This window comes from Pseudactinotalea sp. Z1748, from assembly GCF_049725185.1.
In the GTDB taxonomy this organism is placed as follows: domain Bacteria; phylum Actinomycetota; class Actinomycetes; order Actinomycetales; family Beutenbergiaceae; genus CALKWS01.
Window position 1 is genome coordinate 40012 of sequence record NZ_JBMPQB010000007.1, and the last position, 12068, is coordinate 52079.

The following is a 12068-nucleotide window of genomic DNA, read 5'->3' on the forward strand; positions in this document are numbered from 1 at the left end:
GTGCCGTACCGGGCTGCGCCGGGCCGGATTGGGCCGGGTCAGATTGCGCCGGGCCGGATTGGGCCGAGTCGGATTGGGCCGGGTCGGGCTGGACCGGGCGGTGCTGGCTCCCATCCTCAGCCGATCACGATGTCGGTCCAAGCCTGGATCCAGTCCTGACGGTTCTCGTCGATCTCCGCCGGGTCCACGGTCAACGGTTCCTCGGCGAGGGGGGCCCATTGAGTCCACTCCTGCGGGAGTTCCAGGTCGTGGTTGACCGGGTACATGTACATCTGTCCGGGAATGTCAGCCTGGACGGCGTCGCTGAGCAGGAAGTCGATGAACGCCTCGGCGCCCTCGGGGTTGTCCGCCCCGGCCAGCACCCCGGCGTACTCAACCTGCCGGAAGCAGGAGGCGAGCATCGCCGTCGTCGTCGGGTCCTCCCCGTCCGGTCCGACCTCGAAGGCCGGCGAGGTGGAGTAGGACAACGCCACCGGGCGCGGGCCCTGTCCGACCGAGCCGGAGAACTCCTCGGAGTAGGCGGTGGACCAGGAGTCGACGACGAGCAGGCCGTTGTCGGCCAGGTCCTGCCAGTACTGCGTCCACCCGTCCCCGAACTCGGCGACCGTGGCCAGCAGGAACGCCAGGCCGGGTGAGGAGGTGGCCGGGTTGGTCACCACCACGTGGTCGGCGTAGTCAGGCCCGGTCAGGTCGGCCAGGTCGGACGGCTCGGCGATACCGGCCTCGGCGTACCAGGCGGTGTCGATGTTCAGGCACACATCGCCCACGTCGATCGGAGTGAGTTCGTTTCCGCCGTCGATCAGGTAGTCCTCGGCGGCCGGGGGCAGTGCAGCGGAGGTGTAGGGGCTGAAGACGTTCTCGGCGATACCGCGGGAGGCGAAGGAGTTGTCGATGCCGTAGGCGACGTCGCCCAGGGGCGCGTCCTTGGTCAGGATCAACTGGTTCACCAGGGCTCCACCGTCACCGGGTGCGCTGAAGGACAGCGTGTAGCCGGAGTCCGACTCGAACTGGCTGATCAGGTCCTCCGAGACGTGGAACGAGTCGTGCGTGACCACCTGGACCGTGCCTCCGGCTCCGGTGGCCTCGCCCTCCTCTACTGCGGTGGTGTCCGCGTCGTCGTCAGGGGTGGTGTCGGGGTTGTCGTTCCCGGTGCCCACCGTGCAGGCGGCCACGGCCAGTGCCAGAGCGGTGAACGCGGCAAGATGTCCGATCCGTACAGGTCTGCGGTGAGACATGGTGTGGTGATTCATTCTTCCTCCTCAGCGTGATGTGAGAAGGGGTCCGCGGCGCGACGCCACGGGAGAGATGCTCGACTCCCTTCGCCGGTGCTAACCGGAGCAGGTTCGAGGGTCTGCGGGTGGCCGCACTCTCAGCGCCGCACCTGACTCGGTCGACGCTCCCCTGTCGCACCCACGAGGCTACACCCCGTCGGCCGGTGCGGCCGACGGGTGCGCGAGGATCGTGGACGGCTACGCTGGGTGCAGTCGTCGTAAAGGAGATCTGCCATGGAGCGAGTCGTCACCGCCGTTGCCACCATCGTCGCCGGCCTCGTCGCGAACAAGGTGCTCGGCACCGCCTGGAAGAGCGTCACCGGTCATGAGCCACCAACCGACGACAAGGACGGAAGCATGCCCATCGCTGAGATCGTGCTCTTCGCGGCGATCTCCAGCGCGCTGGTGGCGTTGGTCCGCGCCTACGCCAGCCGTGGCGCCCACAAGTGGATGTCGAGCGGCGACGTCGCTCGCTGAGGGCGGTCGCACAGCAGGTCAGGCCTGGGAGTCCCCGTTCTCGGCACGTACCGACTCCAGATCCTCGGTAAGTTCGTCCACCCCGAGCAGGTCGAACCGGACCCTGTCGGTGCGGTAGCCCGCCCGGCCCACCATGTGCGCGGCCACCGGCGCGGTAGCGAGTTGGAACACGATCACCGGAAGCACCTTCCAGCCCACCTGCCAGGACGCCAGTGACAGGGCGAGGCCGTTCATCATCAGAATGATGCCCAGGACCTGCGGCTTGGTGGCCGCGTGCATGCGGGATAACAGATCCGGGAAGCGGTTCACGCCTATGGCGGCCACCAGGGTCAGGAACGTCCCGGTGAGGAAGAACGCCGAGGCCATCACCTCGCGGAGCAGGTCCCAGCTCATCCTTCAGGCTCCTGTTCGTCCATCCGGGCCAGCCGCGCTCTCTCGACCTGCGCCAGTTCCTCGTGGGTGAGGATCCTGCCCTCGTCCTCGGGCTCGCTGGCCGCGAACCTGGACAGGGCCACTGCGGCCACGAATCCGACGATCGCCATGACCGTGAGCAACGGGACCAGGTCCACCCGCCCGGTGCCGGCCGACCACAGCGCGCTGGCCCCGATCAATGCGGCAACCACCACGTCGAGCGCGGCAATCCGGTCCAGCATGCTCGGGCCGACCTCCATCCGGCGCAGCGCCACCAGTACCGCCACCAGGAGAATCGTCCCGGCGATCCACATCACCACCGGGCTCACTGATCGACCTCCCCTCGACCGCCGCCCCACCAACGCCGCCGGGGTAGTCCGGCCTTGGCCAGATCCTCCTGGTTGGCCAAGGCATAGAGCAACCGGCGTTCCTGGGCCAGCACCATTTTGCGCATCCCGTCGGCACCGTCGGTCATGCCCAGATCCAGCACGTGCACGTACAGAGTTCCGGTGAGTCGATGCGCCTCCACAATGATCGAACCGGGAACCAGGGAGGTGAACACGCCGGTCAGAGTCAGGATCAGGTCCGATGCCGACCGCAACCGGATCCGGACCACACCACCCTGGGGAGCCTTGCGGGGATGCAACGCCAGCCATGAAACCTGGACCGAGGCGTGCAGAACGTCGAATATGAACCGCCCGACCAGGTGGACCAGACCGAAGAAACTTGGCCGTCCGGCGTATCCCACCGCCGGCATCGGGGCCACGATCAGCAGGATCGCCGCGATCGCGACGCCGGCGAGAACGTTCGCCAGGGTCAGATCGCCCCACAACAGCACCCACAGGGCCGTCATCCACAGCAGCATCGGCCACCGGTGGAACCAGGAGGCCAGGCTCCGGCCTGGCGCCGTCGTGGTGGTCGGGGCGGTCATTCTTCCTCCACCACCTCATCGGACACGCCCTCGCCGCGTTCACCGTCGGGAAGGACCGAGGATACGTAGGCTGTCTGCGCACGCAAGTCCCGCGAGGCTGCGTCGGTGTAGGCGTACAGTGGCCCGGCGATCACCGCCAACGCCACCCCGACGGCAGCGATCGCCGCAGCCGGGAGGAACATCCCGCGCGGCACGGTGGTGTCCGGCAGCGGCTTGGGTGCCTCCTGCCAGAAGGCCTTGTTCCACGCCTTGATAATGGCGTAGAGGGTCAACAGCGAGGCGACCAGGCCGGCCCCGACCGCGACGTATGCCAGGGGGGTCTGGTGCTGGACACCGGCCTGCATCAGACCCAACTTTCCCAGGAAGCCTGACATCGGGGGGATGCCGCCCAGGTTCATCGCCGGGACGAAGAACAATACCGCCAATGCCGGGGCAGCCTTGGTGAGCGAGCCGAGCCTCTCCAGGGACGTGGTGCCGCCGCGCCGTTCGATCAAGCCCGCCACCAGGAACAACGCCGTCTGCACAGTGATGTGATGGACGACGTAGAAGATCGACCCGGACAGCCCCAGCTGGGTGGCCAGGGAGATCCCGAAAATCATGTACCCGATGTGGCTGACCAACGTGAAGGAGAGCAGACGTTTGATGTCGTCCTGAGCCACCGCGCCCAGGATTCCCACGATCATGGTCACGATGGCCGCGACCATGAGCACGGTGTCCATCCTGCCGTCGGTGAACAGCAGCGTCTGGGTGCGGATGATCGCGTAGACACCCACTTTGGTGAGCAGCCCCGCGAACACAGCGGTGACCGGGGCCGGGGCGGTGGGATAGGAATCAGGCAGCCAAGCCGAGAGCGGGAAGACGGCGGCCTTGATCCCGAAGGCGATCAGCAACAGGATCTGCAGCACCAACGCCACACCCGGATCGATCTCGGGTATCCGCAGGCTCAACTGGGCGAAACTCAACGTGCCGGTGGCCGCGTATGTCAATGCGATCGCGGCGAGGAACATCATTGAGGACAGCAACGAGACGACGACGTAGATCGACCCCGCCCGCATCCGCGCCCCGGTCCCGCCCAGGGTGAGCAGCACGAAACTGGCGGCCAGGAGCATCTCGAACCCGACGAACAGGTTGAACAGGTCCCCGGACAGAAAGGCGTTGGAGACCCCGGCCGCCAGCACCAGGTACGTCGGGTGATAGATCGCCACCGGAGCGCCCTCGTCACCGTCGGCCAGCCCCTGGGCCATCGAGTACAACAGCACGCCGAGCAGTACCACCGCCGAGACCACCAGCATCAACGCCGAGAGCCTGTCGGCCACCAGGGCGATGCCCACCGGCGCGGACCAGCCACCGAGGTTGGCGACCTGCGGGCCTTCCAGGTGAGCGATCACCATCAGCGCGACGGCCATACCCAGCACCACGGTCAGGGCGGTCACCGCCGAGGCCAGTTGGGCCTTCGGCCGCTTGGCCATGGCCAGGGCGAATCCGGCCGCGAACAGCGGCAGGATCACCGGCAACGGCACGAGCCAGCTCAAGTTCATCCCGGCCCGCCCTTCCGCTGCTCCTCAGCATCGGCGATCGGCACCGGGCGATCTGCGATGACCGGGTGCTCCTCGGTCTCATCGCGCGCTTCGGCGGCCTCACGGGCAAGGCTCGCCCCGACGTCGTCATCACGCGCGTCGAACTCACCGCGCGCGGCCCGCCGCGCGATCCGCCGGTCCTCCAAGTCGTCCTGGACCTCGTCATGACCGTGCAACTGCCACGTCCGATAGGCCATGGCCAACACGAAGGCGGTCAGGCCCAGGTTGATCACGATCGCGGTCAGAACCATCGCCTGGGGCAAGGGGTCAGCCATCTCCTCCTCCGGCCCGGCCCCGATCAGCGGCGGTCCCCCGGCGGCGCCCCCGGAGAGCAGGAACAGTAGGTTGATCGCGTTGCCGATCAGATACAGGCCCACGATCACGCGGGTCAGGCTACGTTCCAACAGCAGGTACACCCCGGCGCCGAACTGCGCCCCGACCGCCAGAACGAGCGCCAGGCTGGGACTGATCTCGATCATGAGTCCTCCCCGGCCCGTGACTCCGGTGCCGACCCGGACAGGGTGGCACCCGCACGCATATCGGTGTCCTCAACCGTCGAACGCGGGGAGTCGTGGGCCACGTCCGGCGCGGCTCGGCCCTCAGCCTCACCGTGCCGGTCCACCTCAGCACCCAACGAACGCAGGATATCCAGCACCAGGCCCACCACGATCAGGAAGACGCCGATGTCGAAGGACAGGGTGGTCATCAGATGGACCTCACCGAGGATCCCCAGATTGAGATCGAGCCGGAGGGACTGCAACACCTCCCCGCCGAAGAAGATCGGCGCGATCCCGGTTCCGGTGGCCAGGAGCAGGCCCAGGCCGAGCAGGGTGCCCGGCAGCACCGGCAGTGCCTCACCGAGTTCGTATCGCCCACCGGCCAGATAGCGCACGATCAGTGCGACACCGGCGACCATCCCTGCGATGAAACCACCACCGGGAGCGTTATGGCCGGCGAAGAGCAGCCACACCGCCAGCACCAGCATGGTGTGGAACAGCATCCGGGTGATCACCTCGAAGATCACCGAGCGCCGGTAGGGTGCGAGGGCCGATCCACCCGGGAGCCACTGCTGGTCGCGGCGCCCGGTGGCCGGGATGCCGGGGTCACCGAGACGGCGCAGCGCCGGGTCGGGGCGCGGGCCCACGCTCCATCCCGGGGCCCCGTCGGGGTCACGGTCCCGGATGCGCTCCACGCCACGGTCCCGGATCCGCAAGAAGACCAGGGAGGCCACGCCGGTTGCGGCCACCAGCAGCACCGCGATCTCACCCATGGTGTCCCAGGCCCGGATATCGACCAGCGTGACATTGACGATGTTGTTGCCCCAGCCGAACTGATATCCCTCGGCGAAGAAGTGCTGGGAGACTTCCTCATGCACCCGGGTGCCGGGGATGGCCAGCGCCAGGAACGACATCAGCGCCCCGGCCAGGACCGCTACCGCTACCCGCCACCACCGGCTGGCGGCGAGGGGCCGGTTGGAGTAGTAGGCCGGCAGGCGTCGCAGCACCAGCAGGAACACCACGATGGTGACGGTCTCCACCAATGCTTGGGTCAGCGCCAGATCCGGGGAGCCGTGCAGGGCGAAGAGGAGCACTACGCCGTAGCCGGCCACCCCCATCAGCACCACAGCCTTGATCCGTCGACGGGCGCGGGCCACCAGCAGGGAGGAGATCACGATGACGATGGCGGCGCCCCCGGAGACCGGGCTGTCCCACAGCCGGTATTCCCCGATGCGCACATCCCCGTCGAACAGCGCCACGGTCACCAGCACCAGCGTGGTCACCAGGATCACGCCCAGGTACACCGGTAACGCACCACTCTGGGTGTAGCGGGTCAGGGCTGCGGAGAACCGGTCCAACTGGCGCATCGAGTCCCGGTAGGTGCGGTCGGCATCGACGGGCGGACTGATGCGCTCCTGCACTCGTTCCACGCCGCTGCGGCCCAGCGCCAGCAGCGAACCGAGGACGACGATCAACACCGTCAGTGCCAGCGGGATTCCGAAGCCGGCCCATAGGGTCAGGTGACCGGGTTGGCCCACCGGGTATGTCAGCGCGTAGGGCGCGAGCAGGTGCTCACCCAGGGCCGGCACCAGGCCGGCCACGATGCCGGCCGCGGCGAGTAGGTTCGGCGCGATGAACAGGCCGATGTGCTCGGGTTCCAGTTCGGTATCCGCCACGCCGGGCTTACGGGCGTAAGCACCCCAGAGGAACCGCATGCCGTAGGCGAAGGTCAGGATCGACCCGATCACCACCACCGCCATTAACACCCAGTGACGTGGCTCACCCCCGTCGGTCACGGCTTCCAGGACCGCTTCCTTGCCCACGTAGCCGGCTGCTGGGGGCAACCCGACCATGGAGACAACTCCGAGCAGGCCCGGGACGAAAGCGCCCCTGAGGTTGCGGGCCAAACCCGAGAGTTCACGCAGGTCGCGGGTGCCTGCGGCGGCGTCGATCACCCCCACGGTCAGGAACAACGCAGCCTTGAACATCGCGTGCGCGCCGATCAGGGCGAGCCCGGCCAGGGCGATCCCGCGGTCCGGCTGCCCCACCAGCAGGATCAGGAACCCGAGCTGGGAGACGGTCCCGAATGCGAGCAGCAGTTTCAGGTCGTGCTGGCGCATCGCCCGGTACCCGCCCAGCAGCATCGTGACCGAACCGCTGACCAGCACGATCCAGTACCAGATGGGGTTCTCGGCGAAGCCGGGCGCGAGGCGGGCCACCAGGTACACGCCGGCCTTGACCATCGCGGCGGCGTGCAAGTAGGCGCTGACCGGCGTGGGCGCGGCCATCGCACCGGGAAGCCAGAAGTGGAAGGGCACCAACGCCGACTTGCTCAACGCACCAAGCAGCACCAGCACCAGCGCCGCGCCCAGCATCGCGGACCCGGCCGGTGGGTCGGCCACCAGTTCGGAGAACCGGTAGGAACCCCCCGGCATCTCCCCGAGGATCAAGAACCCGGCCAGCATCGCCAAGCCGCCGGTGACGGTGACCACGAGGGCCTCCATCGCCGAGCGACGCGAGCCCTTGCGTTCGAAATAGTGGCCGATCAGCAGGTAGGAGGTGATGGTGGTCAGTTCCCAGAACACGAACAACACCAAGGTGTTGTCCGAGGCGACCAGGCCCAGCATGGACCCGGCGAAAGCCACGAAGGTGGCGGCGAACCGATTCAGGTACTTGGCGCCACTGGCGAAGTACCAGGCGCAGTAGAACAGCACCATGGCGCCGATACCCCCGACCAGCAGGAGCATCAGCCAGGTGAGTCCATCCACCCGGAAGTCGAGGCTCGCGCCGAGGCTGGGAATCCACTCGACCCGGACATGGACCGGGTTGCCGTCGAGGATCTGACGGGTATGCGCCAGCGCCCACACCGCCACCGAGAGGGGAACCAGTGCCAGCACGAAGAAGCCGCGCCGGCCGAACACACGCATCAGCGTGGGAGCAGCCAGAGCCGCTACCAGGTGTAGCGCCAGCAGCTGCAGCACGTCCGCTCCTCGGGGGTGGTGGGCGTGGTCAAGTTGTGCCCATCATGCACGGATCAACCCCGGGCATGGCCGTGTCTTCGCCCCGGGGAGATGTGGGCATGCGGGCGGTGCAATCCGCCGGTCATGTTATCAACGCGCGCCGGTACCCCCGACTCGGGCACAGGCTCCGGGACCAGTTTCCGGCCCTGACCCACCCTCGCGGTGGGCAGCCTCACACCCTGTTCGCCCTCAGTCGCTCTCGCTCGGGTCCACCTCCAGTCCCAGGTCCACCAGGAAACCGTCATCGTCGGCCACTACCCCACCCACGGCGGCCAGCAACGCCGCCGCGCTGTCCTCGATCAGGGCGCGTACGTGCTCCGGGACGGCCGGCTCCTCCTCACCAGCCTCTACCGCGACCGGGTACCAACGCAGGTAGTAACTGAGCAGACCCTGCCCGGCCCACTCCACCCCTAACAACACCGGGGGCACCACGTCGGTGGCTTCGACCTGCACCGAGATCACGCCGTCGTCCCCGAAGTGCCACAGGGCGCCGTAACTCTCGGGCACCTGCTGGGCGGCCAGGGCCGCGGCGTCGAAAGCATCGGCGCGGGCGTGCAGTTCGGACCGCTCGGCGCGTTCGGCCTCGCTCAACTCCTCCGGGGCGGTGGGGGGCATCGGCAGAGGGGCCAAACCGGTGCTGGTAAGGATCTCCAATTCCGGAAGCACCTCACCGAGCACCACCTGCAGTGCCTCGGGTTCCAGCCAGACCGCGCTGTGCACGATCAGGTCCACGAACGAGGCGGGATCGGGCACCAGCACCATGCCGGAGCCCCCGGCACGCAGCGCACCACCCAGTCGGCGGGCGACGGCGAAGAGAAACTCGACCACTTCGGCCTCGTCCCCCTCCGGGGTGCCCTCGGCGAAGGCGTCCAGGAGACCGCCCAGGCCGCGCAGTTCCTGCGGCACCGCTCCGGCGCGGAGCACCGGGGCGCGGGCCAGGTAGGCCTCCTGGGCTTCCTCCGGCACCTCCAGCGCGGCGCGGGAATCGTCGTCGAGGCGCCACGGGCCGGTCAGCCAGGCGCCGGGGATCAGGTCGATGGTGTGCTCGTCGCGGCGGGAGGCGCCGGGGAAGCGGCTCAGCGCCAGTGCCTCCACGTCACCCGGGTCGATCCCGGGGCCCACCAGGAGCAGGTGATGGCCCCAGGCCAGATCGGGGTCGAGGTGAGCCCGGGCGGGATCCTGCGCGGCCCGGTCGGTGCCATGGGCGGTCGCGCCGTGCTGCTGGGGGGCGGACATGCTCACGGCTGGATCCGGGTGCGGTGGAAGTTCAGGTAGGAGCGCGATGCCGTCGGGCCCCGCTGGTCCTGGTAGCGCGAGCCCTGGGCGCCCGAGCCGTAGGGATGCTCGGCCGGGCTGGAGAGGCGGAAATAGCAGAGCTGGCCGATCTTCATCCCGGGCCACAGCAGGATCGGCAGGGTGGCGGTGTTGGACAGTTCCAGGGTGACGTGACCGGAGAAACCCGGGTCGATGAAGCCGGCTGTGGAGTGGGTGAGCAGGCCCAACCGGCCCAGACTGGACTTACCCTCCAACCGGGCGGCGATGTCATCGGGCACGGTGATCAGTTCGTAGGTGGAACCGAGCACGAACTCCCCCGGGTGCAGCACGAACGGCTCATCCGGCTCGGCCTCCAGGAGCCGGGTCAGGTCGGGCTGGTCGGCGGCGGGGTCGATCACCCGGTACTTGTGGTTGTCGAACAACCGGAAGAACCGGTCCAGGCGCACGTCGACGCTGGAGGGCTGGACCATCGAGGCCTCGAACGGGTCCAGGCCGAGGCGGCCGGCGTCGAGTTCGGCGCGGATATCACGATCGGAGAGGAGCACGGGGCCACGGTACCGCTCCGGGCGGCCCGCACGCGGCCGGGAGCCGGCCAGGCCAGGACCTGGCGGCCACATGGAGCGGGTGACGGGAATCGAACCCGCGCTATCAGCTTGGGAAGCTGAAGTTCTACCATTGAACTACACCCGCGAGCGCAGCACCGGGACTGCAACCATGTCCAATATACCCGCAATCCCACCCCGGCCGGTCACAGGCACGACCGGGTTGGCCGCTGACTCGTCCACACGAGCCGGCCGCGCCCCCGATTGTCATCCATGACCGGCTGCTCTACGCTCAACCAGCGGTGTGCCGGGAAGTCTGGTCGGCGACGACATCACGACGTCCTGAAGGGGACCGATGAACGACAACGGTAAGACCAGTGCCCAGCGTGCCCGCGCGGCCGCGCGCCGCCGACGCCGCAAGTTCGCCGCTGCGATCCTCCTCATCGCACTGGTGCTTGTGGGCGGGTTCAGCGCGCTGTTCCAGGTCCTCATGTCCGCCGAGGGCCAATCCCACTCCTGGGCCACCGCGGTCTACTGGACCATCACCACGATGTCCACACTCGGCTACGGGGACGTGACCTTCAGCACCGACATCGGCAGGCTCTACTCGATGGTGGTGCTGCTCAGCGGGGCAATATTCATCCTGGTGCTACTGCCGTACTTCGTCATCCAGCACGTCCTGACCCCGTGGCTGGACAAGCGCGACGCGGCACGGGCTCCCCGCCGCGCTCCGGCGCAGATCCGTGACCATCTGATCCTGGTGGGCTCGGATACCGTGGTCGAGACGCTGGTCGCGCGCGCGAAACGCTCCCGTGTCCCCAGCGTCCTGGTGGTGGACGACCCCAAACGGGCCGGGCTGCTGCACGATCGCGGTTACCACGTCGTGGTGGGGCCATTGGACTCGGTCGAGACCTACCGTAAGGCCGGTGTGGAGCGGGCGAAGATGGTGGTCTCGATGCTTCCGGACACCACGAGCACCAACGTGGTCTTCACCGTGCGCCAGGTCGCCAAGGACGTGACCATTGCGGTGACCGCGGACAAGGCCGCCTCGGTGGACGTGCTGGAACTGGCCGGGGCCGACCACGTCCTGGAACTCGCCAAGCAGTTGGGCGCGGCGATGGCCGAAAGGGTGCTGGGCACCACGGGACGCACCCATCGCATCGGTGCGTTCGGTCGGACCATCATCGCCGAGGCCGCGGCCCGGCACACCGACCTGGTCGGAAGGTCCTTGCTCGAAGCACGCACCGCGGTGCGCTGCATGATCCTGGCGGTCATGCGGAAGGGCAGGCTACGACCGCTGGACGCTAATCAGGTGATCACGGAAGACACCGTGCTGATACTGGCCGGCACAGCCGAGCAACTCAGGCAGTACGACGCGCAGTTCCAGGTCGCACAGACCCACGACGAGCCGGTGCTGATCATCGGTGGCGGTCGCGTGGGCCGGGCAGCCGCCCGCGCACTCACCGACACCGGTCTGGCCGCCACGATCGTCGAGCAGGTGCCGGGGCGGGCCGGATCGATCACCCGGTGCGTCGAGGGTGACGCCGCAGACTTGGAGGTGCTGCGGTCTGCGGGGTTCGACGCAGCACCGGCGGTGCTGGTCACCACCCACGACGATGACCTGAACGTCTACCTCTCCCTGTATTGCCGCCGGCTGCGCGAAGGGATCCAGGTGGTCTCACGAGCCACCCATGAACAGAACGTTGCCACCCTCTACCGGGCCGGTGCCGATGGAGTGCTCTCCTACGCCACCACCGGAGCAACTGAATTGTGGAACCGCGCGAAGTTGCCGCATCGCATGGTGATCGCCGAGGGCAATGAGCTGTTCCTGGTTCCCCGTCCGGCGGCCCTGGCCCGGCTGCCGGTCCGGAACCCGGAGGTGTACCACCAGACCGGCTGCCAGATCGTGGCCGTGGCCGAGGCGGACGGGACACTACTGCAGGACACCGAGCGGATCCCCACCACCGAGGGGCACCAGTTGCTCCTGCTCGGTGATCGGCACGCCGAGAAGCGATTCCGCGCGAAGTACCTGCACCACCGCTGAGCCCGCCCCACCCACGGAAACCT

11 protein-coding genes, 1 tRNA gene and 1 riboswitch are annotated in these 12068 nt (G+C 68.1%); of the genes, 2 read left to right on the forward strand and 10 right to left on the reverse strand.

Annotated features, from left to right (window positions below):
• Positions 1 to 116: 116 nt before the first annotated feature.
• Positions 117 to 1250: a thiamine ABC transporter substrate-binding protein gene (locus ACO0LU_RS14975; protein ID WP_424792154.1), complete on the reverse strand. Its 1134-nt coding sequence runs from the start codon at positions 1248 to 1250 to the stop codon at positions 117 to 119.
• A 47-nt stretch (positions 1251 to 1297) separates the two neighbouring features.
• A riboswitch (TPP riboswitch) is annotated at positions 1298 to 1413 on the reverse strand.
• Positions 1414 to 1505: 92 nt separating this feature from the next.
• On the opposite strand from ACO0LU_RS14975, the gene ACO0LU_RS14980 reads away from it, so the two are divergent.
• Positions 1506 to 1748, forward strand: coding sequence for a DUF4235 domain-containing protein (locus ACO0LU_RS14980; RefSeq protein ID WP_424792155.1), 243 nt, complete (start codon positions 1506 to 1508; stop codon positions 1746 to 1748).
• Positions 1749 to 1766: 18 nt separating this feature from the next.
• On the opposite strand, the gene mnhG is transcribed toward ACO0LU_RS14980, so the two are convergent.
• The 9 genes from mnhG to ACO0LU_RS15025 all read right to left on the reverse strand — a co-directional run bounded on the left by mnhG (position 1767) and on the right by ACO0LU_RS15025 (position 10149).
• Positions 1767 to 2141: a monovalent cation/H(+) antiporter subunit G gene (gene mnhG, locus ACO0LU_RS14985; RefSeq protein ID WP_424792156.1), complete on the reverse strand. Its 375-nt coding sequence runs from the start codon at positions 2139 to 2141 to the stop codon at positions 1767 to 1769.
• The gene (locus ACO0LU_RS14990) at positions 2138 to 2488 is read right to left on the reverse strand and encodes a monovalent cation/H+ antiporter complex subunit F (RefSeq protein ID WP_424792157.1); all 351 of its coding nucleotides are present in this window, start codon (positions 2486 to 2488) and stop codon (positions 2138 to 2140) included. Before ACO0LU_RS14990 ends, mnhG begins: the two co-directional genes overlap by 4 nt.
• Complete coding sequence (locus ACO0LU_RS14995) at positions 2485 to 3090, reverse strand: Na+/H+ antiporter subunit E (protein WP_424792158.1); 606 nt, start codon at positions 3088 to 3090, stop codon at positions 2485 to 2487. Before ACO0LU_RS14995 ends, ACO0LU_RS14990 begins: the two co-directional genes overlap by 4 nt.
• Positions 3087 to 4628, reverse strand: a complete 1542-nt coding sequence (locus ACO0LU_RS15000) for a Na+/H+ antiporter subunit D (protein WP_424792159.1) — start codon at positions 4626 to 4628, stop codon at positions 3087 to 3089. The genes ACO0LU_RS14995 and ACO0LU_RS15000 overlap by 4 nt, the downstream gene beginning before the upstream one ends.
• Positions 4625 to 5146 carry a Na(+)/H(+) antiporter subunit C gene (locus tag ACO0LU_RS15005; protein ID WP_424792160.1) on the reverse strand — a complete coding sequence of 174 codons (522 nt, stop codon included), beginning with the start codon at positions 5144 to 5146 and terminating at the stop codon, positions 4625 to 4627. Before ACO0LU_RS15005 ends, ACO0LU_RS15000 begins: the two co-directional genes overlap by 4 nt.
• Complete coding sequence (locus ACO0LU_RS15010; protein WP_424792161.1) at positions 5143 to 8145, reverse strand: Na+/H+ antiporter subunit A; 3003 nt, start codon at positions 8143 to 8145, stop codon at positions 5143 to 5145. The genes ACO0LU_RS15005 and ACO0LU_RS15010 overlap by 4 nt, the downstream gene beginning before the upstream one ends.
• Positions 8146 to 8373: 228 nt before the next feature.
• Positions 8374 to 9420 (reverse strand): hypothetical protein, encoded by a 1047-nt coding sequence (locus ACO0LU_RS15015; RefSeq protein ID WP_424792162.1) that lies wholly within the window; start codon positions 9418 to 9420, stop codon positions 8374 to 8376.
• Positions 9421 to 9422: 2 nt separating this feature from the next.
• Positions 9423 to 10004 carry a dCTP deaminase gene (dcd, locus tag ACO0LU_RS15020; RefSeq protein ID WP_424788717.1) on the reverse strand — a complete coding sequence of 194 codons (582 nt, stop codon included), beginning with the start codon at positions 10002 to 10004 and terminating at the stop codon, positions 9423 to 9425.
• Between the two features lie 71 nt (positions 10005 to 10075).
• Positions 10076 to 10149: transfer RNA gene (locus ACO0LU_RS15025), tRNA-Gly, on the reverse strand.
• 207 nt (positions 10150 to 10356) lie between these two features.
• Here ACO0LU_RS15025 and ACO0LU_RS15030 point away from each other — a divergent pair.
• Entirely contained in the window at positions 10357 to 12045 is a 1689-nt protein-coding gene (locus ACO0LU_RS15030) for a potassium channel family protein (RefSeq protein WP_424792163.1), read from the forward strand.
• Positions 12046 to 12068: the final 23 nt, after the last annotated feature.